Source organism: Actinoplanes sp. NPDC048796, assembly GCF_040650035.1.
Taxonomy (GTDB): Bacteria; Actinomycetota; Actinomycetes; order Mycobacteriales; family Micromonosporaceae; genus Actinoplanes.
This window is the reverse complement of sequence record NZ_JBEZGO010000007.1, coordinates 146792-170237: the sequence shown is the minus strand read 5'-3', so window position 1 is coordinate 170237 and position 23446 is coordinate 146792. Positions and strand designations below refer to the sequence as shown.

Below are 23446 nucleotides of genomic sequence, written 5' to 3'. Positions count from 1 at the left end.
GCATATGGTTACACGTGTAAGTTAGATTGTCAGCATGACGGAATCGGCGACCCGACGGGTGACCAGCGCCGACGTCGCGCGCCTGGCCGGGGTCTCCCGGGCCACGGTCAGCTACGTCCTCAACGACACCCCCCGGCAGACCATCTCGGCCACTACCCGCGGCCGGGTCCTCGAGGCGGCCGCCCAGCTCGGCTACGCGCCCTCGGCCGCCGCCCGCACGCTGCGCACCGGCCGCTCCGACGTGGTGCTCTGCCTGCTGCCCGACTGGCCCATCGGCCCCGAAGTGGGCTCCCTGCTCGGCAACCTGTCGACCGCGCTGGCCCGCCACGGGCTCACCTTCGTCGTGCACCCCGGCAACCACAACGACCGCCCGATGGCCGACCTGTGGAAGGCGCTCACCCCCGCCGCGGTGATCGCCTTCACCGACTTCTCCGACACCGAACTGGCCGCCATGCGCTCGGCCGGGGTCGCGCCGATCGTCGCGCTCGCCCGCAGCCGCGCCCAGGGCCGCGCCGTCGCCGTGCCGCAGGAACTGGTGGGGCGCCGGCAGGCCGAACACCTGATCGCCGCCGGCCACACCCGCCTCGGCTACGCCTACCCCGACGACCAGCGGGTGCGCTTCTTCGCCGAACCACGGCTGGCCGGCGTCCGGGCGGCGGCCACCGCGCGCGGCCTGCCGGTGCCGACGGCGGCCACGGTCGCGCTGGACATCGGCAAAGCCGCCGAGGCCGTACGGGGCTGGCAGGCGACCGGGGTCACCGGCGTGTGCGCGTACAACGACGAGGTCGCGCTGGCCGTGCTCGCCGGCGTACGCCACCTGGGCCTGACCGCACCGGCCGACCTGGCGGTGATCGGCGTCGACGACATCCCGCCGGCCCGCCTGGCCGAACCGCCGTTGACCACGGTGATGACCGATCAGGTGGCGGTCGCCGCCCACCTGGCCGCGACGGTGGTGGCCGCGGTCAACGGGCGCGAAGGCCCCGCCCTGCCCGTGACCAGCATCGTGACAGTGGTCTCCCGGGAGTCCGCGTGACACAACCAACGCACAGCTGAGCCACATGGGTGGCTCAGCCGGCGAGCGAAGAGTGAGAGGTGCCCGACCACCTCCCGAAGGGGATGAGCCCCATGCTCGTTCAGCTGAACCGCCAGAGCGGACCCCGCGACTTCACCGCCACCGCGATCGACCTGCCGATCAACCCGGCCGGCCTCCCCGCGACCAGGGGCACGCTGCCGGTGGTGGCCGTGTTCGGGCCGGCCGGCCGCGTCGCCGGCCTCGCCGGCCACCTGCCGTCCGGCTGGTCCATCCGGCGCCCGGCCGACATCGACGACCTGGCCCCGGAGGAACTGGTGCTGTTCGCCGCGGCCACGGTCCGCGAGGTGGCCACGGCCCGCCGCGTCCTGCCGTCACGGACGACGATCGTCGCGCTGGTCGATCAGGACGCACCGGCCGAACTGGTCGCGGCGGTGCTGACGGCGGGCGCCGACGCCTGCGTACGGGGCGGGCAGCCGGCCATCCTGGCCAGCCACCTGGTGGCCTGCCGGCGCCGGCAGACGGCCGACCGCTGGGCCCGGCTGAACGTGCGGGAACGCCATTGAGCCGCTGGGCCGTCACCGCGTTCCGGCGGGCTGGGTCAGGCCGTGGGGGTGGCTGACGGTGTCGCGGCTGGGGCGAGCACCTTGCACGTCTCCATGGCCTTCTTGACCGTGGCGTTGCTCGGGTCGAGGGTTGCCGGGTCGGCGACGCCGTTGTCCTTCAGGCAGTTCTGGTAAGCGGCGTTCCGGCCGTTGCTTCCCTGGTCGTTGTTTCCCTGGCCGTTGTTTCCCTGGCCGCCGCCGGGGCGGCCGGTCGGGCGGACCGAGGCGCACGCCTCCTGCGCCTTCTGCCACGTCGCGTCGTCGACGCCGTCGGGCTTCTGATTGAAGCCGCCGCCGCGGAAACCGCCGGCGCCCGCGCTGCCGGAAGGCCGGGGGAAGCCACTGACATCCGGGCGGGGGAAGCCGGAAGCGCCCTCGCGCGGGCCGCCCGAGGGCATCGCGATGGTCACGCCGTTCTTCGACATGCATTCGATGTACGCGGTGAACGCCGTGTTCCCACCCCGCGCGTTCTGCCCGTTCGCCGACGCGTCGCCGGAGTCTCCGCCACCGCAGGCCGCGGTGAGGGCCACCGCCGCCGAAGCCACGACCAGCGCCGCCGCGCGGCGGGTCGCCTTCGAACCGAATGTCGGCACGATTCCTCTTTTCCTCGGCCATAAGGTCGCCAACACCCAAGCCGGTCCACCTCGCCGAAACGTCGATCCCAGCTCGGAGTTGCCTCGGAGGACCTGTCATTCACCTGTGCGCCGCCGGACGGTTCCGAGGCAACTCCGAGGTGGGACCGAGCGATCGGCGAGGACCGTTCGGAACACTTCCGGGCCATGGGTGAAGCACTGGCCGGTCGTCGGCGCTGGATCGGGGTCGCCGCGGCTGTCGTCGTGCTCGCGCTGACCGGGTACGGAGTCGTCCGGGCGCTGAGCGCCGACGCCGAACAGACGCCGAAGGCGGCCGCCACGGTGGCGGCCGATCGCGGCGCGGTGACCACCGAGGTCGCGACCACCGGGACGGTGCAGCCGGCACAGACACGAAGTCTCTCGTTCGCGGTGTCGGGCACTGTGGAAAGCGTGCCGGTGCGCGCCGGCACCACGGTCACCGCCGGGCAGGTTCTGGCGAAGGTCGACGACACCGACGCGGCCGAGGCCGTCTCCGACGCGAGGGACGCGCTCGACGACGCCGCGAACCAGCTGACGAAGGCCCGGGAGAGCGCGGCCGCGGCGACAAGCACGCGGGGCACGACGACTTGCGGCACGGACGTCGCCGCCGCGTACCGCACCGGAACCGCGACCCCGGCGCCCACCGCGACCACCCCCTCGCCGACGGCGACCGCGACCGGCTCGCCGAGCGCGACCCCGACCCGTACGGCCAGTCCCCAGCCGACCGCCTCCCGGACCACCGCGCCCACCACCGCGCCCACCAGGACGGCATCCCCCGGGCGAACCGGCGGCGCGCCGGCCGACGGCGGGAACGGCGGCGGCAACCCGGGCGGCGGGAAGGGCGGCGCCAACCCGGGCGGCGGGAACGGCGGGGGCAACCCGGGCGTCGGAAACGGGGGCGGCGCCACGAGCGGCACAAACTGCCGCAATTCGGGCGGCGGCGACACGGGTCAGCAGGGCGGGAGCCAGAGTGGAGCCCCGGTCGGCCAGCAGGGAGGTGGCTCCGACGCCATCCTCAGCGCCCAGCAACGCGTCACCCAGGCGACCACCACGCTCGAGAACGCCGAGGACGCCCTCGAAGGCGCGACCATCACCGCCCCCATCGCCGGCCGGATCATCAGCGTCGGCGGCAAGGTCGGCAGCCAGGTCAGCTCCGGCTCCACCTTCATCACCCTGGCCGACGTCTACGACATGCAGATCAGTGCCGGCTTCCCCGAGGCCGACGCCGACCGGCTCGCGGTCAAGCAGAAGGCCGTGATCACCCTGGCCGACCGGCCGGGCAAGGAGTTCAAGGCCACCGTCGTGCAGGTCGATCCGGTCGGCACCAGCGACGGCACGATGGTCCGGTACGGCGTCGTGCTCGCCTTCGACGACTCCCCGGAGGATCTGCTCGTCGGCCAGAGCGCCTCCGTCAAGGTCACCACCGGCGCCGAGGACGAGGTGCTGCGCGTTCCGAGCACCGCCGTTCACGACGTCGAGGGCACCCAGGGCACTGTGCTCAAGGGCGGCACCCGGGTCAAGGTGACCGTCGGCCTTCGCGGCGACCGGTACACCGAGGTCAGCGGCGGCCTGTCCGAGGGCGACGAGGTGGCGCGATCCTGGTGACGACGGGGAAAAGACAGCAGGCTCATAGGGAATTCAAAGACAGCGTTGATATCCCTTCCCAGTGCTGACTGAAACCCCGGCCCCGGCGCGTGTCGCCCGGGTGCTCGTCGTCGACGACGAGCCGAACATCTCCGCGCTGCTCAGCGCCACTCTGCGCCTGGTCGAGTTCGATGTGCGGGTGGCCGATTCGGGCCACAAGGCGCTGGTGGCGATCCAGGAGTTCGAGCCCGACCTGGTCGTGCTCGACGTGATGCTGCCCGACCTGGACGGCTTCGACGTGGCCCGGCGGCTGCGGGCCACCGGCTCACGGGTGCCGGTGCTCTTCCTGACCGCCCGGGACGCCGTCGAGGACCGCGTCCTGGGGCTGTCGGCCGGCGCCGACGACTACGTGACCAAGCCGTTCAGCCTGGAGGAGGTCGTGCTGCGCATCCGGGCCATCCTGCGCCGCAGCCAGCCCGGCCTCGAGGGCCCGGCCGAGCCCGGGGTGCTGCGCTACGCCGACCTGGAGATGAACGAGGACGCGCACGAGGTCCGCCGCGCGGGCCGGCTCATCGACCTCTCGCCGACCGAGTTCAACCTGCTCAAGTACCTGCTGATCAACGCCGGCCGGGTGGTCAGCAAGGCGCAGATCCTGGACCGGGTCTGGAAGTACGACTTCGGTGGGGACGGGCGGATCGTCGAGTCGTACGTGTACTACCTGCGCCGCAAGATCGACAAGACCGATCCGCCGCTGATCCACACGGTCCGCGGTGTGGGGTACGCGCTTCGTCTGCCCCGCGGCGAAGAATGAGATTGAGGCGCTGGGGGCACTGGACCCTGCGTTCGCGGCTGGTTCTGGTCGTCGGCGCGCTCGCCGCGGTCGCGCTGGTGCTCGCCAACGTCGCCGGGGTGCTGCTCATCCGGTCGTACCTGCACCAGCGGATCGACGATCAACTGCGCGGGATGACCCGGCCGTACGCGTCGGCGCCGCGCCCGGACGCCGGCTTCTTCCCCCGTAATCGCGTGCTGCGACTCGGCCCCGACCAGGTCGTCTACGTCTACGACGCCGACGGCACCCTCGACACGTCGCTCAGCTCGAGCGCCGACGCCAATCGGCCGGCCGTCGAGGCGTACGGCAAAGTCGTGGAAAGGCAGGCCGGTCGCCCCTTCACCGTCCCGGCCCGCGACGGCAGCGCCGACTGGCGGCTGATCGCGGTCGCCAACGCGGACACCGGCGGTGCGGCGGTGATGGGTCTGTCCCTGTCGGAGGTGCAGCAGACCACCGAGACGCTCGTGCTCATCGACGCCGGCGTCAGTCTGCTCGTGCTGGCCCTGCTCGGCCTCGGCGCGGCTTTCGTCGTCCGCCTCGGCCTGCGCCCGCTGACCGACATGGAACGCCTGGCCACCGACATCTCGGCCGGCAACCTGTCGGGCCGGGTCGCCGACACCGACCCGCACACCGAGCCCGGCCGGCTCGGTTCGGCGCTCAACTCGATGCTCAACCGGATCGAGGGCGAGGTCGACGCGCGTACGGCCTCCGAACGCAAGTTGCGGCAGTTCGTGGCCGACGCCTCGCACGAGCTGCGGACCCCGCTGACCTCGATCCGCGGGTTCGCCGAACTCTACCGGCGCGGCGGCGCCCTGCCCGGGCCGGCGCTGGACGAGACGATGAGCCGCATCGAGTCGGAGGCCGGCCGGATGGGCGTGCTGGTCGAGGACATGCTGATGCTGGCCCGGCTCGACCAGCGGCGTACGCCCAAGCGGAAGCCGGTCGACCTGCTGGAGATCGCCGCCGACACGATCCGCGACGCCCACGCCCGCGTGCCGGACCGCCCCGTGCGGCTGGCCGGTCTCGAGGACGACGACGACACGTTCGAGCCGGCCACCGTCCTCGGCGACGAGCACGGCCTGCGGCAGGTCGCCACCAACCTCGTGGCCAACGCGCTGCAGCACACACCGGGACAGGCCAGGGTCACGGTCCGGGTGGGGAGGGTGCCGGCTCGGCCGCCGGCTGACGGCAGTGTGCTTTCCGGGCCGATCGGGTACGAGGCCACGCCCCTCGCCGTGCTCGAAGTGACCGACGACGGGCCCGGCGTCCCGGCCGCGCACGCCGCCCGCGTCTTCGAGCGCCTCTACCGGGCGGACTCGAGCCGTACCCGGGGAAAGGGCGGGGGATCGGGCCTGGGCCTGTCCATCGTGGCCGCCATCGTCCACGGGCACGGAGGATGGGTCGAGTTGGAGGCCCCGAGCGAGGGCGGCGCGACCTTCCGGGTGTTGTTGCCCACCCGGCTTTAAGCTGGCTCCGAGGTTGCTCGCAAGCTCCTCCGAGGCCGCTTCGCCACAGTGTCCGGCATGCCAGCGCGCTTCAACCTGCGACGTCCCTCGGTGGCGGTAAACGCCGTCCTCGTCGTCGCCCTCGCCGCCGGAGGCTTCCGGGCGTACCAGACGCTCTCCGGACCGGACTCCACCCCGGCCGCCAACGCGTCGGCCCGCACGGTGGCGGTGCAGCAGGGCACGGTCACCAAGACCGTGACCGCGGACGGCACGCTCGAAAGCGGCAGCACCGCCAGCGCCAGCTTCGTCACCGGCGGCACCGTGACCGCGATCAACGTGAAGGTCGGTGACAAGGTGACCAAGGGCCAGATCCTGGCCAAGGTCGACCCGGCCGCCGCCCGGCGGACCCTGGCCGCGGCCAACGCCGACCTCGACGCCGCGCGGGACGCGCTCGACCGGGCCGAGGACGCCGGCTCCGACACCTCGTCGGCCGCCAACGAGGTCGAGCAGGCCCAGCTCGCCGTCGACGAGGCCGAGGCCGGTGTCACCGGCACGGTCCTCAAGGCGCCGATGGCGGGTACGGTCACCGCCGTCAACGGCACGCTCGGCAGCTCCTCCTCCGGCACCGGCTCGTCGTCGTCCCCGTCCTCCGGTACCGGCTCGTCGTCGTCCCCGTCCTCCGGCGGCGGCCCACAGGGCGGCGGCGCCTCGTCCTCGTCGTCGAGCTCGTCGTCCTCCGCCGGCTTCATCGACCTCGCCGACCTGACCAAGCTCCAGGTCACCGCGTCGTTCGCCGAGGCCGACGCGACCGAGCTCAAGGAGAAGCAGGCGGCCGAGGTCACCTGGAACGCGCTGAACAACACCACCGCCACGGCCAAGGTGGCCGCCATCGACCCGTCGGCCACGACCTCCAACAACGTGGTGACGTACGGCGTGACCCTGACCCTGGACAAGGTGCCGGCCGGCGCCAAGGCGGGCCAGACCGTCTCGGTCGCGGTCACCACCGGCAGCGTCGCCAACGCGGTCTACGTCAACTCGGCCGCCGTCACCACCGTCGGCAACCGGCACACGGTCACCGTGGTCAGCGACGGCGCCGCCGAGACCCGGCCGGTCGAGATCGGCCTGGAGGGCGACAGCGCCACCCAGATCACCTCCGGGCTCACCGCGGGCGAGCAGGTCCAGCTCAAGACCACTTCCACCACGGGCGGCACCGGCACCATCGGCGGCGGTGGCTTCCCGGGCGGTGGCGGGCAGGGCGGCTTCCCCGGCGGCGGTGGCGGCAACTTCGGTGGCGGCGGCAACTTCGGCGGAGGCGGACGATGAGCCGCCCCGTCCTGGACGTCCGCGACCTCAAGAAGATCTACGGGCAGGGCGAGGCCACCGTGCACGCGCTGCGCGGGGTGTCGGTGACCGTTGAGCGCGGCGACTACGTGGCCATCATGGGCTCGTCCGGCTCCGGCAAGTCGACCCTGATGAACATCCTCGGCGCCCTCGACGTCCCGACCTCCGGCACCTACCTGCTGGACGGCGTGGACGTCAGCCGGCTGGGCGACCGGCAGCTGGCCCTGGCCCGGAACCGGCTCATCGGCTTCATCTTCCAGGCGTTCAACCTGATCCCCCGCACGTCCGCCGTGGCGAATGTCGAGCTTCCCTTGGCGTACGCCGGGGTCAAGCCGAAGGAACGCCGAAAGCGGGCCATGGCGGCGCTGGACGTCGTGGGGCTGGCCGACCGGGCCCGGCACGAGCCGAATCAGCTCTCCGGTGGCCAGCAGCAGCGCGTGGCGGTGGCCCGGGCGCTGGTCACCGAGCCGGCCCTGCTGCTGGCCGACGAGCCGACCGGAAACCTGGACAGTCGCTCCACCGAGGACGTGCTCACCGTGTTCGACCAGCTCAGCTCGTCCGGGCGCACGATCGTCCTGATCACCCATGAGCCCGAGGTCGGCGACCGGGCGAAACGCCTGATCCGCCTGGTCGACGGCGACATCGTCACCGACGTACGGCAGTCGCCCATCAACCAGCCGCCGGTCGGCGTCCTTGCCGGGGGAAGGCACTCGTTGTGAGTTTTCACGAGGTCGTACGGTTCGCGCTGCGCGGGCTGTCGGCGAACAAGCTGCGCTCGGCGCTGACCATGCTCGGCATCCTGATCGGTGTGGCGGCGGTGATCCTGCTGGTCGCGGTCGGCAACGGCTCGGCCCAGGCGATCAGCGACCGGATCGAGGCGCTCGGCACCAACACCATCACCGTGATGAGCACCGGCCGGGGCGGGTCGAGCAGCACCGCGCTGACCAAGGACATGGCCGACGCCCTGGTCGACCCGGTGCTGGCGCCCGACGTGAAGTCGGTGTCGCCGGTGGTCAGCTCGTCGGCGACGGTCACCTACGAGGGCACCGATCACGACGTGAGCTCGTTCGTGGGCACCACCCCGGGCTGGTTCACCGCCTCGAACACGCCGGTCGGCCCGGGCGCCGCCTTCACGGCCGACGACGAGGCGCAGGGCCGCCGGGTCGTGGTGATCGGGCAGACCGTGGCCGAGGAACTGTTCCCCGGCACCGACCCGATCGACAAGCAGGTCACCGTCGGCGGCGCGCTGTTCACCGTGGTCGGCGTGCTGGCGGAGAAGAGCTCGACCGGCTTCCAGGACGCCAACGACACGGCGGTGGCGCCGCTGACCGCCGTACGGCAGGTCCTGACGGGTTATGGGTCCTTGAATTCGATCCTGGTCGAGGCGGCCGATCCGGGCAAGGTCGACGCCGTGCAGTCGGAGGTGTCGACGATCCTGAACCAGAAGCTGAACGTGACGTCGTCGACGACGCCCTATCGCATTCAGAACGCGTCCCAGCTGCTGGCGACCCAGACCGAGACGGCCGACACGTTCACCACGCTGCTCGGCGCCGTGGCCGCGATCAGCCTGCTCGTCGGCGGCATCGGCATCACCAACATCATGCTGGTCACGGTCACCGAGCGGACCCGCGAGATCGGCATCCGCAAGGCGCTGGGCGCCCCGCGCCGGGTCATCCTGACCCAGTTCCTGATCGAGGCGACGCTGCTGAGCGTCATCGGCGGCGCCCTGGGCGTGGCCGCGGCGCTGATCGGCAGCAGCTTCGAGATCGTCGGGGTCAAACCGGTGATCGTGCCCAGCTCCGTGGGGCTCGCCCTGGGCGTCTCCATCGCGATCGGACTGTTCTTCGGCGGCCTGCCGGCCGGCCGCGCCGCCCGGCTGCGTCCCATCGACGCGCTGCGCTACGAGTGAGGACCCGCTGTCATGACCATGAACGACGAGACCGCCGTGCTCTCCCTTCCGGAGAACCGCGACGACGATGACGGCTTCGCCACCGAACTGGCCAAGGCGGCGCCGAAGCGCTGGTGGAACAAAGGCACGATCGTGCTGGGCGCGGTGGTGCTGCTGGTCGGCGGCTTCGTGGGCGGCCTCCAGGCCCAGAAGCAGTGGGGCACCGCGGACACGCCAGGCGGCGGCAACCGGGCGGCGGCGTTCGGCGGCGGCCAGAACCGCGCCGGCTACGGCGCCGCGGGCGGCTTCCCCGGCGGCGGCCAGGGCTTCCCCGGCGCCCCGGGCAACGGCGCCCCGGGCAGCGGGAACTCCTCCTCCACCTCGGCCGCCTCTACCTCGGCCGCGACGACCGGCACGGTGAAACTGGTCAACGGCACCACGATCTACGTCGAGACGGCCGACGGGACGGTGGTGACCGTCAAGACCGACGGCAGGACGAAGGTCTCCACGGCCACGCCGGGCAAGGTCGCCGACGTCAAGGCCGGCCAGTCGGTTACCGTCCAGGGCGCGGCCGGCACCGACGGCGCGGTGACCGCCACCTCGGTCACGGCCTCGCCGAAGTGAACATGAAAAATATGTCCTGAGCAGTATGTATGTGACATTGTCAATACGTGCGAACCCATTGATGAGTCCCCTCCGTATTCCTAGGCTGAGTGCCAGCTGGGAGCGGAGGGGGTGGGCCTGTGCTGCCCGAGGGAACCGCCCTGCGAGGGCGCGATGAGCTCCTTGCCACGATCGAGAGCCGCCTCGCCGCGGGCGGCGGGGTCGCCCTGCACGGCCCGGCCGGCATCGGCAAGACGGCCCTGCTCGACGCGGTCGCGAACGCGGCGGCCGCCCGAGGCGAGCTCGTGGTCCGGTTGCGGCCCGTACGGACCGAGCATTCCCTGCCGTACGCCGGAATCTCCGACCTGGTCACCCAGCTCCCGGAGGAGGCGGCCGCCGGCCTGCCACCCGCCCAGCGCGCCGCCCTGGCCGCCCTGCGCCAGGGCCTGCCCCCGCGAGCGGGCGCCCCCGCCCTGGCCCGCCGCCTGGTCCTGCCGCTGCTGCTGGCCCGCGCCGCCCGCCGCCGGCCCGTCCTGCTCATCCTCGACGACTGCCAGTGGCTCGACGCCGAGTCGGCCGAGCTGATCGCGTTCGCCATGCGCCGCCGCCCCGGCCCCCGCGTGCGCGCGATAGCCGCCCAGCGCCGCCCAGACGCCCCATCACCCAGACCAGAACCCGCACACCCCGGCATCAGACCCGCCCCGCCGGCGCAAGAACGCCCGAACACATCGCCCGCACGGTTGAGCCGTACCCACCCCGACATTTCGCCGGCAGCCCTGACCCGTGAACGCCGAGACATTTTGTCAGGAGCCCTGGCCCGCGAACGCCCGGACATTTCGCCGGGAGCCCTGGCTTACGAAGAGCCGGACATTTTGGCGGCAGCCCCGGCCTATGAGCAGCCGGACATTTCGTCGCCAGCCCTGGCTCATGAGCAGCCGGACAGTTCGCCGGGAACCCTGGCTCATGAGCAGCCGGACAGTTCGCCGGGAACCCTGGCTCATGAGCAGCCGGACAGTTCGCCGGCAGCCCTGGCTCATGAGCAGCCGGACAGTTCGCCGGCAGCCCTGGCTCATGAACGGCCGGACAGTTCGCCGGGAGCCCCGGCCTGTGAACACCGGGACATTTCGTCGGCAGTCCTGACTCGCGAACATCCGGACATATCGACCGAATGTTCGGACCGTGAGCACTCGGGCAATTCGCCCGCAGGGTCGGTGCGAGAAGGTCCCGACATTTCCTCCCAACGACCGGGCCGTGGGCGCTCGGACATTTCGCCGGCAAGGTTGAGCCGAGAGCGCCCGGACATTTTGCCCTCCCAGGTGGGGCGTGACCACCTCGATCTTTCGCCTGGGGAGCTGGAGCGGGAGCGCGCGGGCACTTCGCCTTCGACGGCGGGGCGGAAACGCCCGGCTGTTTCGCCGGCGAGGCTGGGCCGGGAGAACCCCGGCAATCCGCCCGCGCTGGGCGGGCGCGAGCAGCAAGACGACTTGCCTGCGCGGCCCGAGCATGAGCGGCTGGCCGCTCGGGCCTCGGCGCGGGGAGTCGGCACTTCCGCCCTGCGCCCCGGGGAGGCTGGCACTTCGGCTCTACTGCGGTCGGAGGACGGGAGTTCGGCTCTCCTGCCTGGGGAGGCCGGCAATTCCGCCCTGCTGCCCGAGGAGGCTGGCACTTCGGCTCTGCTGCGTGGGAAGGCCGGCAATTCCGCCCTGCTGCCCGAGGAGGCTGAGAGTTCGGCTCTGCTGCCCGGGGAGGCCGATAGTTCCGCTCTGCTGCGTGGGGAAGCTGGCAGTTCCGCTCTGCCGCTCGGGGGTGGTGGTGCTTTGGTCGTGCCGGTGGGGGGAGCTGGAACTTCCGTGGTGCCGGGCGGGGGTGTGCGGCGGCTTGAAGGTGGTGGGCAGCGGCATCGGGCGGCGCGGCTCTGTCCGGCGCCCGTGCTGGAACTGGGGGTGCCGCCTCTGTCGGCTGACGATCTCACTGAGCTGCTTGAAGCTCGGGGGCTGCCCTGCCGGATCGCCAGCCGGATGCATGAGGCCAGTGCGGGGAATCCGTTTCTCGCGCTGACGCTCGGGGGTGCGGTGGCGCCGGGGCCGGCCTGGCGGCCGGCTCCTCTGCCCGAGGCGGCCCGGGAGATGCTGGGGGAGCGGCTGGCCGCGCTCGGGCCGGAAGTTCGGCGGACGCTTCTCACCGCCGCGCTGGCGGTCGAGTCTACTGTCACCGTGCTGCTTCGGGCGGGGCGGGACGACGCCGTACGGGATCTGCGGCATGCCGCCGGGGCCGGTGTGGTCCGGCTCGACGGGGAGGTTGTGCGGTTCACGCCGCCGCTGCTGGCCACCGTGCTCACCGAGGAGGCGGGTGCGGGGGAGCGGGTCGAGGTGCACACCGCTCTGGCCGCCGGGGCCGTGGATCCGGTCGAGGCGCTGCGGCACCGGGCGCTGCGCAGCGGACGGCCGGATGCCGCCGTCGCCCGCTCGCTGGCCGCCGCGGCCGACCGGTGTGCCGAACGTGGTGCCGGGCGCACCGCCGCCGAGCTCTACCTGCTGGCCGCCGACCGGTGCCCGCACACGCACTCCGCTCTGCGGCTGGACTGGCTGGTCGCCGCCGCTCGGACCGCCCTCACCTCGGGCGCCGCCGCGCTGGCCGGGCGGGCGGCCGAGGCGGTCCTCGCGGGCGGGGCGCCGGCCGGTCACCGGGTGCGGGCCCGGGTCGTGCTGCTCGACCTGGCCGGGCAGGGGCTGGCCGACATGGGGGAGACGTTCGCCGCCGCGCTGGCCGAGGCCGGTGACGATCCGGCCCTGCTGGCGCCGGTGCGGCTGCGGCTGACCTGGGCCGCCTTCCTCACCGGGGATCCGGACGCGGCCGAGGCCGAGGCGGGGCGGACCGTGGCCGCCGCCCGCGACGCCGGTGATCCGACCACCGAGGCGATGGCGTTGAGCATTCTCGCCCAGATCCAGCGGTTGCGCGGCGAGCCCGGCTGGCCGCGCACGCTGCGGCAGGCGCTCGCCCTGCCCGCCGCCCCGGCGCCGGACTGGCTGCACTACGGGCCGCGGTACATGGCGGCCCGGTTCGCGATGGTGGACGACCGGCTGGACGAGGCCCGCGACGAACTTCTGAAACTGCTCGTCGTGGCCGAGCAGGACCGCATCGGCGAGGCGCGGGTCGAGGTGCTGCGCAGCCTGTCCGAGGTGGCCACCCGGGCCGGGCGCTGCCGGGAGGCGCTGCGGTACGCGCACCGGGCGGTCCGCGCCGCGCAGCGGGCCGGGCTCAGCCCGGGGCCGACCTGGCACACGGCGGCGGTGGCCGAACTGGCCGGCGGCAGCCTGGCCGCGGCCACCGGCTTCGCCCGCCGGGGTGTGCGCGCGTCCGAACAGGAGGGTGACACCCTCTACCTGCGACGCAATCTGCACGCGCTCGGGCAGGCGGAGCTGCGCGCGGGGCAGACCCGGGCCGGTGTGGCCGCGCTGCTGCGGCTGCGCGAGCTGGAGGCCGAGTCGGGCGGGGCCGACCCGATGATCGTGCGGTGGCACGGCGACCTGGCCGGTGGGCTGGCCGCGCTCGGTGAGCACGCCGAGGCGGCCGCCATGCTGGCCGAGGCCCGCGCGGCCGCGCACCGGCTCGGCGACCATCCGGGGCTGAGCGGCTATCTGGACCGGGCCACCGCCGTCGTGCTGTCCGAGAGCGGGCAGGCCGAGTCGGCCGTACGGCTGTCGGCCGCGGCCGCCCAGCACTTCGCGCAGTTGCATCAGCCCATCGAGCAGGCGCACGCGCTGCTGGTGCAGGGCAGCGCGGAACGCCGGCGGCGCCGGTACGCCGCGGCCCGGGTCGCCATCGGCGCCGCGCTGGCGATCTTCCTGGCGGCCGACGCCAAGCCGTGGGCCGAGCAGACGGAGCGGGCTCTCGCCCGTACGGAAAGCAACTCCGCTCCTTTGGATCTTGGTTTGACCTCGACCGAGCTGCGGATCGCCGCCCTGGTGCGGGACGGGTCGAGCAACCGGGAGATCGCGAGCCGGCTGTTCTTGAGCGTCAAGACGGTCGAGGCGACGCTGACCCGCGTGTACCGCAAGCTGGGCGTGCGGTCCCGCACACAGCTGTCCTCACGACTGCCCTCAGTGGCGGAGTTCACGTCAAACGTCTGACCAGGACTTTCAGTACGGAGAGTGACCGCCGCTACAGGATTCCAGTGGCCGCGGTCACTTCCGTATCGAACGTTTTACCTGCGTGATTTGGGTATGAAGCCTGCCTCGCGGATCGTTGTACAGGAAGGCGACGAGGCCTATCGCCATCACGATCCGTTAAGGAGTCGGCCATGCCGTTCACGACCAAGCTTCGCGACGTTCGCACCGTTCTGGCGAACCGCCGGACGATGCGGGTCGCCCACCGCAAGCTCGCCGATGAGCTCGCGTCCTTCCGTACGACCGCCGAGCGCGCCGAGCTCGACGAGCTCATCAGCCGCCACACCGCCGCCGAGACCGCGGAGATCCGCGCGATCCTGTACCGCCAGGACCTGCACCGTCAGCAGGCCGGCGACCGTCAGACCGCCGGCCTCGGCGGTTACCTCGGCTAGTTAGCGTTTGCGGTCCTCGGGGACCGCTGACTTGGCCCGGATGCTGCCCGCGTGGGCTTTGGCATCCGGGTCTTTTCGTGTCTTCATCAGGCTGGCCACCGTCGTGACGACCAGGATGACCAGGATGACGATGAGGGACACCGGCGTCGAGATCTCGGGCGCCGACTTGGTGACGTCCTCGTGGAGCCAGTGCAGCACGAGTTTGGCCCCGATGAAGGCCAGGATGAGCGACAGGCCGGTGGAGAGGTAGACCAGGCGGTCGAGCAGGCCCTTGACCAGGAAGAAGAGCGCGCGCAGGCCGAGCAGGGCGAACGCGTTGGCCACGAAGACGATGAACGCCTCGTCGGTCACGCCGAACACGGCCGGGATCGAGTCGAGCGCGAACAGCAGGTCGGAGCTGCCGATCGCGATCAGCACGATGAACATCGGGGTGACCACGCGCCGGCCGTCGACCCGGGTGATCATCTTGCCGCCGATGTAGTCGTCGGTGACCGGCAGGAAACGCTTGCTGGCCTTGACCAGCGCGTTGTCCTCGATGTCGGGGTCCTCGTCGCGATGCCGGAAGAGCTGGACCGCGGTGAAGATCAGGATCAGGCCGAAGATCAGGAACATGAACGAGAACAGCGACAGCAGGGTCGCGCCGAGCGCGATGAAGATGACCCGCAGCACCAACGCGATGATGATGCCGAAGGTCAGGACCTCCTGCTGATATTTCTCGGGCACCGCGAAGGTGCTCATGATGATCACGAAGACGAAGAGGTTGTCGACCGACAGGCTCTTCTCGACGATGTATCCCGCGAAGTACTGAGCGCCGAAATCCCAGCCGGCGATCATGCCGAAAACCACACCGAAGGCGACCGCCACGGTGATGTAGAAGATCGACCACGCGGCGGCCTCGCGGAAGCCGACGGCGTGGGGGCGAAGGACGCCCAATGTCAGGTCGAGGGCGAGCAGGGCGACGATGACGCCGATCGTCAACGTCCAGCCGAGCGCGGTGACCTCAAGTGGCATGAGTGGGGAACCTCCGGGCGATAAGCGGGGCGGTTGCCGATCAATCGTCCCCGCTTACCCTGGGAGATTCCTGAATAACGCCAGATCCGGCCGCCTTTACGCGACCTGGAAAGATCGCTTGGCCAGGCCCATCCAGAAGCCGTCGATCGGCTGCTCGGGCGCCCGCTCCGGGTCGTCGGCCGCGCCGAGGGTCAGGAACATCGGCGCGAAGTGCTCGATGGTCGGGTGCGCCCACGGCATGCCGGGCGCGCGGTCGCGGAAATCGGCCAGCTCGTCGACGGCGCCCCGGGCCAGCGTCTCGGCGGCCCACGCGTCGAACTCGCGTGACCAGCCGGGCGCGGCCGCGTCCGGTCGCCAGTCGCGCAGGAACGGCAGGCCGTGGGTGGTGAAGCCGGAGCCGACGATCAGCACGCCCTCGTCACGCAGCGGAGCGAGCCGGCGGCCGATCTCGAGCAGCCGATCGGGTTCGAGGGTCGGCAGGGACATCTGCAGTACGGGGATGTCGGCGTCGGGATACATGACGGTCAGCGGCACGTACGCACCGTGATCGAGCCCGCGGTTGGTTCGGGCGACGGGCTCGGTGTCGGGCATCAGCTTCTCGACGCGCGCGGCCAGCTCCGGTGCGCCGGGCGCCGCGTACGTGACCTCGTAGTACTTCCGCTCGAAGCCGCCGAAGTCGTAGACCAGCGGCACCGGCTCGGTCGCGCCCAGCATGAGCGGCGCCGACTCCCAGTGGGCCGAGGCCATCAGGATCGCCTTCGGGCGGGGCAGGCCGGCGGTCAGCTCGTGGAGCTGGCTCACCCAGCGCGCGTCGTCGACCAGCGGCGGGGCGCCGTGGCTGAGGAACAGGGCGGGCATGCGGGCCATGATGACCTCCGTTGAAGGTTCAACTTTCCTGCCTCCACGATACGACGAATTACTTGTAGCGTCAACTAAAACGGATGACATTACCCTCAGTGTTCACGCGCCGTAGGGGCGACAATCCGTTATTGAGCAGGTGCAGAAAATAACCGGGGAGTTGATCTTGCCAACAGTCCACTTCGGCGTTCGTTAAATCCTCTTTACGGGCGTCGTCCCCCGGACGTGGAGTGCCTGGTAGATGACGACTTGAATTCCGCCTCCGCGAGGAAAGCACATCGGACTGAAAATTAGTCTCATGAGGACATTGCGCCGAGTTGAGGGTGCTGGCATGCTACCCGATGTCGTGCTGGGGGGCGCTCACCGTAACGTTCGCGTCGAGCCACCGAAACTACTCTCGGTAGTCACCGCGCGAAGTTCACAGCTAGTCACCGCGCGACTAGGCGCGCGCGTGGAGAGGAGGCCCGGCAGTGGCGACTTCGCCGCAGCTACCCCTCGCCGATGATCTGTTTCTCACCGCCCACGACTCCGTCAAGGGCAAGTGCCTGCTCTCCCCGGCCACCCTCGGCCTCGGCATGGCCGCCGCCCTGATCGGCGAGCTGGTGCTCTGGCGCCGGCTCGATCTGGTCGACGGCAAGATCCAGATCATCGACGACCGCCCCACCGGGGACCCGGCGGCCACCGCCGTCCTCGACCAGTTGCTGCGCGAGGGCCACCACCGGGCCATCCGCGACTGGATCTCGTTCCTGGCCACCGGCATCGCCGTCGACCTGGTCGAGCGCCGCCTGTCCCGGGCCGGCCTGGTGCAGCGCCAGGAGAAACGCGGCCTGTTCGGCGCCAAGGTGTCGTTCGTGCCGAGCGATTCCATGATCGCCGGCTGGCCCGCCACCCGCATCCGCACCTTCATCGGCCGCGGCGAGATGCTCGACGTCCCCGACCTTGTCCTGGCCGGGCTCATCCTCGCCACCGGACTCGACCAGCACGTCTTCGTCACCCTCGACACCCGCGGCCGCACCCAGCTGTTCGACCAGCTCAAGCGCCGTCTCCCCGCGATGCTGCACGAGCTGGTGAGCCAGACCGAGGCCGCCGTCGGCGACGCCGTCATGGCCCGCCGCGCCTGACCTCCCGCGACCACCTTCCCCTTCCCAACCCCCTCATGGAGATACGCGTGTCCACCACGTCCACACAACCCCCTGAACAGAGCCAGCTGTCGAACGCACTGGCCCGCGACCGGCTCGGCGTCGCCGCGGTCGTCTTCTTCGTGATGTCCGCGGCCGCGCCGCTCACCGTCGTCGCCGGCGTGGTGCCGACCGGTCTCGCCGTCACCGGCCTGACCGGCATCTCCATCGCCTTCGTGGCGGTCGCCCTGGTGCTGGCCATCTTCGCGGTCGGCTACGTCGCCATGGCCCGCCACATCGCCAACGCCGGCGCGTTCTACGCCTACATCTCCCAGGGTCTCGGCCGTCCGCTCGGCGTCGGCGCCTCCTGGGTGGCCCTGCTCGCGTACAACATGTTCCAGATCGCGTCGTACGGCGGCTTCGGCGCCATCGCGGCCCCGCTGTTCTCCGACTGGTTCGGCCTCGACGTCAAGTGGTGGGTCCTCGCGCTGATCTGCTGGGCGCTGACCGCCGTCCTCGGCGTGCTCGACGTCGCCGTCAACGGCAAGGTCCTGGCCACGCTCCTGGTCGCCGAGATCGTCGTGGTGATCGCGTTCAGCTTCGCCGACATCTTCTCGCCGAACTTCTCGGCCTCCTCGGCCCCGCTGGACCCCGGCACGCTGGTCGGCGCCGGCTCGGGCGCGCTGCTGGTCATGGCCGTCACCGGCTTCGTCGGCTTCGAGCAGTCGGTGGTGTTCTCCGAGGAGTCGCGCGACCCGCGCCGCACGGTCTCCCGGGCCACGTACCTCTCGGTCGCCATCATCGCCGTGCTGTACGGCTTCGCCGCCTGGGCCATGATCTCGGCCGCCGGTGACGACGTGGTCGGCCGCGCCGCCAACGAGGGCCCCGACCTGTTCTTCAACGTCGCCTCCGACCAGCTCGGCGGGGCCGCCCTGCACATCGGGCACGCGCTGTTCCTGACCTCATTGATCGCCGCGATGATCTCGTTCCACAACATCATCTCGCGCTACACGTTCTCGCTGGGCCGTGAGGGCGTGCTGCCCCGCGCGTTCGGCAAGACCGTGCCCGGCACCGGCGCGCCCAAGAACGGCTCGCTGGCCCAGTCGGCCCTCGGCCTGATCGCCATCGTCGTCTACGCCGTGAACGGCTGGGACCCGCTGGTCAACATGTTCTTCTGGGGCGGCACCGCCGGCGGCCTGGGCGTGCTGATCCTGGTCAGCATCACCTCGATCGCCGTCATCGGCTACTTCCTCAAGCACCCCGAGGGCGAGGACGTCTGGCACCGCATCGGCGCCCCGGTGATCAGCACCATCCTGCTGATCATCATGACCTACCTGGCGATCGACAACATCGCGACGCTGCTCGGCGTGGAGCCCGGCAGCGCGCCCGCCATCGTCGTACCGCTGTCGTTCGCCGTTCTGTTCGTCGCCGGCCTTCTCTGGGCGCTGATCCTGCGGTCCAGCAACCCCCAGGTCTACGCCGGCATCGGGCTCGGAGCCCGCAGCGCCACCGCAACGGGGGGCGGCGGGTTCTCCGCGGCCCTCGCCAGCACCGAGGAGAGCAAGTGAGCTACGGCACCATCCGTCCCGCCCGCGAGAACGAGATCGCCGACGTCGGTCTGCTGATCAGCCACTCGTTCTTCGAGCTGGACGCCAACCGGTACCTCGTGCCGTCGCTGGACGACCGGCTGCGGGTGATGGCCGACTTCTTCACGCTGCTGACCGAGTCCGCGGCCCGGGTCGACGTGATCGACAACCCGGACGGCGAGGGCCTGGTGGCTACGGCGGTGTGGTTCGACTACACCAAGGAGTCGGCCGGACCGGAGAACTACGAGGAGCGCCTGAAGACGCTGGCCGGTGACTACCACGACCGGTTCGTCGCGCTGGACGAGCTCTTCGAGAAGCACCACCCGCACGACCCGCACTGGCACCTGGCGTTCCTCGCGGTCCACCCCGACCACCAGCACCACGGTCTGGGCAGCCTGCTGATGAACCGCACGCACGACGAGCTCAAGGAGACCGGCGTGCCGGTCTACCTCGAGGCGACCAACCAGAACAACGTGCGGCTGTACCGCCGGACCGGCTACGTCGACATGGACCCGTTCGAGATGCTGCTGCCCGACGGCACGGCGTTCTACCGGATGTGGCACGCGGCCTGATCCGTCGCCGGCCTTCCGCTGTCTTCACCAGCGGAAGGCCGGCCCCCGGGTGACGCCGCCGGGAATCAGCGGGCGCTGGGTGTAGTGCCAGGACATGGCCACGACGACCTGGCGGTCGCCGTGCTCGGGCCGTAGGTCGGCCGGGCCGCAGGTGTGCCGCAGGGCGAAGTCCGTGAACATCAGACTTTTGCATCGGTACGGGCCGGCGACCACGTCATCGGTGTCCGCGTCCCGTACGGTCAGCTCGATGTCGGCCTGCACACCGGGCATCGCCTCCATCTGACCGGCCACCCGGACGGACCCGCCCAGGGCGTGGCACGGCTTGGCCAGCACCGGATGGCCCAGATCCCAGCTGTACTCGTCACCGCAGCGCCACGGCCCGAACTGTGCCTCGGCCCGGCCGGGCCCGACGGTCACCCCGACGCCGGTCGGCCCCACCGAGACCCGCGCGCCCGGTGGCCGCGCCGACGCCTCCGAGCTGGGGATCGCGTCGCTGCCTCCGCCGCCGCTCAGTTCGCCTTTCCCGGCGCTGCCCGACATGAGACTGCCGGAGATCGGCGGGAGGCCGGCCGCGACCGGCGGTGGCTGTGGGGCTTTCACCGCGGCCTTCGGGGCACCCGCGGCCGCGCTCGGCATCGCCGACGGCGACGTGACGGCCGGAGCCGCGGTCACCCCCGAGCCGGGGGAGTCGAGCAGCTGCCACGCGTTGAAGCCGCCCACGCCGGACACGGCGACGGCCAGGCCGATCAGCGCGACCATCATCCCGGGCCGGCGCCACTTCCAGGTGCGCGGCCCGTTGCGCGGGCGCTTCCGGCCGCTCGGGGCCGGCCGGGACGACGGATGCGACACGGCGCGCAGACCCAGGCTCGCGGTGGCCGCGCCGTCGTGCTCCTGGGTCTGCCCGGCCAGGGCGGGAACGCCGGTCATCTCGCGGGCCAGCTCCCGCAGGGCGGAGACCAGCTCGGCGGCCGTCGGGCGGCGGGCCGGGTCCTTGGCCAGGCACCACGCGATCAGCTCCCACACCGGGGGCAGGACGCCCGGCGGGCACACCGGCTGCTCGTCGAGGTGCCCGCGCAGCACGGCCAGCGGCTCACCGGCGTACGGCGTCGAACCGGTTATCAGCTCGTAGAGGACGACGCCGACCGCGTACACATCGGACGCGGGGGAGGCCTCGCCCTGGATCGCCTCGGGCGCCATGTAGTGCGGGGTGCCGACGATGGCGTGCGGCGTGGTGAGCCCCGCGGCGTCGAGCACCCGGGCGATGCCGAAATCGGTCAGGCGCACCTCGAAACGGCCGGCGGCCTCCTGCAGCAGGATGTTGTCCGGCTTGACGTCGCGGTGCACCACGCCGAGCTCGTGGGCCTGGGTGAGCGCGGCGGCGACCTGCGCGAGCAGCTCGGCCGCGTCGGCCGGCGGCAGGGTGCCCATCGCCCGCACGTACTGCCGGAGGCTCCCGCCGGAGACATAGTCCATGACCAGCGCGAGCGAGCCGCCCACGCTGAACAGGTCGCGGACGCCGACGATGTTCTCGTGCCGCATCATCATCAGGATCGTGCGCTCCTGCACGAACCGGATGACCAGCTTCGGCTGCCGCAGAAGGCCTTCGTGCAACAGCTTGACCGCGACGTCGGCGCCCGTGGACCGGTCGATGCCACGCCAGACGGTGCCGGTGGCGCCGTGCCCGACGGGACAGACCAAGACGTACGAGTTGCCTACGCATCGCCCGCTGAGGTCGGCGGTGGCGGCTTCGCCTCCGATGAGTCCACCGGTTAGGGAGGGGGATGACTGCACCTGTGGTCGGATCCTTCCATCGAGCGCGTCCAACGTGGCCGAACCGCGACGATCGTCCAGATCGATGCCGGTACGGGCAACCACCCGGCGCCCGTTCTGTCACAGAAGGTCAGTCCGCGCCGGTGGCCGTCACCCCGCCCCGGCGAGTCTCGTTCTCCTCCCGCCACAGCGACGCGTCCCGCTACCGTGGCGGGCGACGAGTGGCACGGCGAGGCGGGGGCGAGCGTGGGCGAGACGGATCCGATCTGGCCGGCGGTGGACGAGGCCCGCCGCTGGCTCGACCTGAACAACGGCACGATGCCGCTGGAGCTGACCTGCCGCATCCTCAAGGTGACCGAGGAGGCCGGCGAGGCCGCCGCGGCCTGGATAGGCATGCTCGGCCAGAACCCTCGCAAGGGCGTCACCCACACCCGCGACGACGTGGCGGCCGAACTGGCCGACGTGGCCTTCACCGCCCTGGTCGCCATCGCCAGCCTCGACCTCGACCCCCACCGCGCGCTGGCGGACTGCGCCGGCAAGCTGCGCTCCCGCCTGAGCCCGCCGGACCCGCTCTCCTGGCCACCCCACCCGGCCTGACCTCACCGCCCGAAGGCGCGCAGCCGCAGCGAACCTGTTTCGGCTCGCGCAAGCGGCGGGTGGGCTCGATCTTGGGCAGTAGGGTGAGTTCGTGCCTGTTCCTCCCTACGTCGTTCGCATGCGTGCGCACGTCGGCCATGAACTGCTGTTTCTGCCCAGCGCCAGTGGCGTTGTCGTCGACGGCGACGGGCGGGTGCTGCTGGCTCGGCGGGTCGACAACGGGCGGTGGTCGGTGCCGGCCGGGACCGTCGATCCGGGTGAGCAGCCGGCCGAGGCGGCGCTGCGGGAGGTCTTCGAGGAGACCGGGGTACGGGCGGAGATCGTCCGGCTCGCGGGGGTGGCCACCCATCCGGTGGTCTATCCGAACGGGGACCAGTGCGAGTTCCTGAACGTGTGGTTCCTGTGCCGGGCGCTGTCCACCGAGGCCACTGTGGCGGACGACGAGTCGCTGGAGGTGGGGTGGTTCGCGCCGGAGGCGCTGCCCCCGCTCGACGACTGGTCGAAGCTGCGTATCGAGGCCGCCCTGTCGGGGGACACCGCGGCCTGGTACGCCGCCCCGGGCGAGAAGCACGCGGCGCTGAACCAGCCGGACGCGCTCTGATCGTCGTCGCACGGGGTTGACGCGAGCTTCGGTAAGTCGTAGCTTACGGTTCGTGGCGACTTACCGACCTGATGGGTGGGAGATCCTCGGAGATCCGACCCGGCGTGCCATCGTCGCCTGTCTGGCGGAGCGGCCCCGGGCCGTGGGCGAGCTGGCCGAACAGCTGCCGATCAGCCGGCCGGCGGTGTCCCAGCACCTGAAGGTGCTCAAGGAGGCCGGGCTCGTCGACGACGAGGCGGCCGGCACGCGGCGGGTGTACCGGCTCAACCCGGCGGGCGTGGCCGCTCTGCGCGATCAACTCGATGCCTTCTGGAGCCGGGCGCTCCGGGGTTATCAAGAGACCGTCGAGGAGGAGACGACATGACGGAGACTTCGGCACCCACGGTGGTGCGGCAGATCGTGGTCAAGGCGCCCGTCGAGCGGGCGTTCGAGGTGTTCACCCAGCGGTTCGGGGACTTCAAGCCGCGTGAGCACAATCTGATGAGTTCACCCATCGTCGAAACGGTGTTCGAGCCGAAGGTGGGCGGCACCATCTACGACCGCGCCGAGGACGGCACCGAGTGCCGGTGGGCGCGGATCCTCGCCTACGAGCCGCCGGCCCGGGTGGTGTTCAGCTGGGACATCGGGGTCCAGTGGACGATCGAGGAGGATCTGGCGAACGCGAGCGAGGTCGAGGTCCGGTTCATCGCCGAGGGCCCCGACCAGACGCGCGTCGAGCTGGAACACCGCCACATCGACCGGCACGGTCCCGGCTGGGAGTCGCTGCGCGACGCCGTCGGCCACTCCGAGGGCTGGCCGCTGTACCTCGCGCGCTACGAGGCGCTGTTCCAGTGAAAAGG

At 71.5% G+C, this 23446-nt stretch carries 22 protein-coding genes; 18 read left to right on the top strand and 4 right to left on the bottom strand.

Annotated elements, in window-relative coordinates:
- Window positions 1-34: 34 nt before the first annotated feature.
- A complete protein-coding gene (locus AB0C26_RS28005; protein WP_360253502.1) occupies window positions 35-1033 on the top strand; it encodes a LacI family DNA-binding transcriptional regulator in 999 nt (332 codons plus the stop codon).
- A gap of 92 nt (window positions 1034-1125) precedes the next feature.
- A complete protein-coding gene (locus AB0C26_RS28000; RefSeq protein ID WP_360253500.1) occupies window positions 1126-1596 on the top strand; it encodes a hypothetical protein in 471 nt (156 codons plus the stop codon).
- Between the two features lie 35 nt (window positions 1597-1631).
- On the opposite strand, the gene AB0C26_RS27995 is transcribed toward AB0C26_RS28000, so the two are convergent.
- Window positions 1632-2228, bottom strand: coding sequence for a hypothetical protein (locus AB0C26_RS27995; RefSeq protein ID WP_360253498.1), 597 nt, complete (start codon window positions 2226-2228; stop codon window positions 1632-1634).
- A 186-nt stretch (window positions 2229-2414) separates the two neighbouring features.
- Here AB0C26_RS27995 and AB0C26_RS27990 point away from each other — a divergent pair, with 186 nt between their 5' ends.
- From AB0C26_RS27990 to AB0C26_RS27950, 9 genes are all read left to right on the top strand, one after another.
- A complete protein-coding gene (locus tag AB0C26_RS27990; protein ID WP_360253496.1) occupies window positions 2415-3851 on the top strand; it encodes an efflux RND transporter periplasmic adaptor subunit in 1437 nt (478 codons plus the stop codon).
- Window positions 3852-3915: 64 nt separating this feature from the next.
- Window positions 3916-4641, top strand: coding sequence for a response regulator transcription factor (locus AB0C26_RS27985; protein WP_360254024.1), 726 nt, complete (start codon window positions 3916-3918; stop codon window positions 4639-4641).
- Entirely contained in the window at window positions 4638-6125 is a 1488-nt protein-coding gene (locus tag AB0C26_RS27980; RefSeq protein ID WP_360253494.1) for a HAMP domain-containing sensor histidine kinase, read from the top strand. The genes AB0C26_RS27985 and AB0C26_RS27980 overlap by 4 nt, the downstream gene beginning before the upstream one ends.
- A gap of 57 nt (window positions 6126-6182) precedes the next feature.
- On the top strand, window positions 6183-7427 hold the full coding sequence (locus AB0C26_RS27975; protein WP_360253492.1) for an HlyD family efflux transporter periplasmic adaptor subunit: 1245 nt from the start codon (window positions 6183-6185) through the stop codon (window positions 7425-7427).
- On the top strand, window positions 7424-8164 hold the full coding sequence (locus AB0C26_RS27970; protein WP_360253490.1) for an ABC transporter ATP-binding protein: 741 nt from the start codon (window positions 7424-7426) through the stop codon (window positions 8162-8164). The genes AB0C26_RS27975 and AB0C26_RS27970 overlap by 4 nt, the downstream gene beginning before the upstream one ends.
- Window positions 8161-9354 carry an ABC transporter permease gene (locus AB0C26_RS27965; protein WP_360253488.1) on the top strand — a complete coding sequence of 398 codons (1194 nt, stop codon included), beginning with the start codon at window positions 8161-8163 and terminating at the stop codon, window positions 9352-9354. The genes AB0C26_RS27970 and AB0C26_RS27965 overlap by 4 nt, the downstream gene beginning before the upstream one ends.
- 12 nt (window positions 9355-9366) lie before the next feature.
- The gene (locus AB0C26_RS27960) at window positions 9367-9957 is read left to right on the top strand and encodes a hypothetical protein (RefSeq protein ID WP_360253486.1); all 591 of its coding nucleotides are present in this window, start codon (window positions 9367-9369) and stop codon (window positions 9955-9957) included.
- Between the two features lie 122 nt (window positions 9958-10079).
- Window positions 10080-14066: an AAA family ATPase gene (locus AB0C26_RS27955; protein WP_360254022.1), complete on the top strand. Its 3987-nt coding sequence runs from the start codon at window positions 10080-10082 to the stop codon at window positions 14064-14066.
- Between the two features lie 170 nt (window positions 14067-14236).
- A complete protein-coding gene (locus AB0C26_RS27950) occupies window positions 14237-14494 on the top strand; it encodes a hypothetical protein (protein WP_360253484.1) in 258 nt (85 codons plus the stop codon).
- On the opposite strand, the gene AB0C26_RS27945 is transcribed toward AB0C26_RS27950, so the two are convergent.
- Both AB0C26_RS27945 and AB0C26_RS27940 read right to left on the bottom strand, forming a co-directional pair.
- Window positions 14495-15505 (bottom strand): TerC family protein, encoded by a 1011-nt coding sequence (locus AB0C26_RS27945; RefSeq protein WP_360253482.1) that lies wholly within the window; start codon window positions 15503-15505, stop codon window positions 14495-14497.
- A gap of 96 nt (window positions 15506-15601) precedes the next feature.
- Window positions 15602-16372: a class III extradiol ring-cleavage dioxygenase gene (locus tag AB0C26_RS27940; protein WP_360253480.1), complete on the bottom strand. Its 771-nt coding sequence runs from the start codon at window positions 16370-16372 to the stop codon at window positions 15602-15604.
- A 461-nt stretch (window positions 16373-16833) separates the two neighbouring features.
- Between AB0C26_RS27940 and AB0C26_RS27935 the strand changes: the two genes are divergently transcribed.
- From AB0C26_RS27935 to AB0C26_RS27925, 3 genes are read left to right on the top strand one after another with little or no spacing between them, the layout of a single operon-like run.
- A complete protein-coding gene (locus AB0C26_RS27935) occupies window positions 16834-17484 on the top strand; it encodes a GPP34 family phosphoprotein (RefSeq protein ID WP_360253478.1) in 651 nt (216 codons plus the stop codon).
- A 47-nt stretch (window positions 17485-17531) separates the two neighbouring features.
- On the top strand, window positions 17532-19049 hold the full coding sequence (locus tag AB0C26_RS27930) for an APC family permease (protein ID WP_360253476.1): 1518 nt from the start codon (window positions 17532-17534) through the stop codon (window positions 19047-19049).
- Complete coding sequence (locus AB0C26_RS27925) at window positions 19046-19639, top strand: GNAT family N-acetyltransferase (RefSeq protein WP_360253474.1); 594 nt, start codon at window positions 19046-19048, stop codon at window positions 19637-19639. The genes AB0C26_RS27930 and AB0C26_RS27925 overlap by 4 nt, the downstream gene beginning before the upstream one ends.
- Window positions 19640-19663: 24 nt before the next feature.
- Here AB0C26_RS27925 and AB0C26_RS27920 read toward each other — a convergent pair whose 3' ends face one another.
- Window positions 19664-21337, bottom strand: coding sequence for a serine/threonine-protein kinase (locus tag AB0C26_RS27920; protein WP_360253472.1), 1674 nt, complete (start codon window positions 21335-21337; stop codon window positions 19664-19666).
- Between the two features lie 390 nt (window positions 21338-21727).
- Between AB0C26_RS27920 and AB0C26_RS27915 the strand changes: the two genes are divergently transcribed.
- The 4 genes from AB0C26_RS27915 (at window position 21728) to AB0C26_RS27900 (ending at window position 23441) form a co-directional block, all read left to right on the top strand.
- Complete coding sequence (locus tag AB0C26_RS27915) at window positions 21728-22006, top strand: hypothetical protein (protein ID WP_360254020.1); 279 nt, start codon at window positions 21728-21730, stop codon at window positions 22004-22006.
- Window positions 22007-22097: 91 nt separating this feature from the next.
- Window positions 22098-22607, top strand: a complete 510-nt coding sequence (locus AB0C26_RS27910) for an NUDIX domain-containing protein (RefSeq protein WP_360253470.1) — start codon at window positions 22098-22100, stop codon at window positions 22605-22607.
- Window positions 22608-22659: 52 nt separating this feature from the next.
- On the top strand, window positions 22660-22971 hold the full coding sequence (locus AB0C26_RS27905) for a metalloregulator ArsR/SmtB family transcription factor (protein ID WP_360253468.1): 312 nt from the start codon (window positions 22660-22662) through the stop codon (window positions 22969-22971).
- Window positions 22968-23441 (top strand): SRPBCC family protein, encoded by a 474-nt coding sequence (locus AB0C26_RS27900; protein WP_360253466.1) that lies wholly within the window; start codon window positions 22968-22970, stop codon window positions 23439-23441. Before AB0C26_RS27905 ends, AB0C26_RS27900 begins: the two co-directional genes overlap by 4 nt.
- Window positions 23442-23446 lie beyond the last annotated feature (5 nt).

Bases quoted from the DNA above. Each gene is read 5' to 3' on its own strand.
- AB0C26_RS28005 (WP_360253502.1), top strand. From the start codon at position 35: ATGACGGAATCGGCGACCCGACGGGTGACCAGCGCCGACGTCGCGCGC.
- AB0C26_RS28000 (WP_360253500.1), top strand. From the start codon at position 1,126: ATGCTCGTTCAGCTGAACCGCCAGAGCGGACCCCGCGACTTCACCGCC.
- AB0C26_RS27990 (WP_360253496.1), top strand. From the start codon at position 2,415: ATGGGTGAAGCACTGGCCGGTCGTCGGCGCTGGATCGGGGTCGCCGCG.
- AB0C26_RS27980 (WP_360253494.1), top strand. From the start codon at position 4,638: ATGAGATTGAGGCGCTGGGGGCACTGGACCCTGCGTTCGCGGCTGGTT.
- AB0C26_RS27975 (WP_360253492.1), top strand. From the start codon at position 6,183: ATGCCAGCGCGCTTCAACCTGCGACGTCCCTCGGTGGCGGTAAACGCC.
- AB0C26_RS27970 (WP_360253490.1), top strand. From the start codon at position 7,424: ATGAGCCGCCCCGTCCTGGACGTCCGCGACCTCAAGAAGATCTACGGG.
- AB0C26_RS27960 (WP_360253486.1), top strand. From the start codon at position 9,367: ATGACCATGAACGACGAGACCGCCGTGCTCTCCCTTCCGGAGAACCGC.
- AB0C26_RS27950 (WP_360253484.1), top strand. From the start codon at position 14,237: ATGCCGTTCACGACCAAGCTTCGCGACGTTCGCACCGTTCTGGCGAAC.
- AB0C26_RS27945 (WP_360253482.1), bottom strand. From the start codon at position 15,505: ATGCCACTTGAGGTCACCGCGCTCGGCTGGACGTTGACGATCGGCGTC.
- AB0C26_RS27940 (WP_360253480.1), bottom strand. From the start codon at position 16,372: ATGGCCCGCATGCCCGCCCTGTTCCTCAGCCACGGCGCCCCGCCGCTG.
- AB0C26_RS27915 (WP_360254020.1), top strand. From the start codon at position 21,728: ATGCCGCTGGAGCTGACCTGCCGCATCCTCAAGGTGACCGAGGAGGCC.
- AB0C26_RS27900 (WP_360253466.1), top strand. From the start codon at position 22,968: ATGACGGAGACTTCGGCACCCACGGTGGTGCGGCAGATCGTGGTCAAG.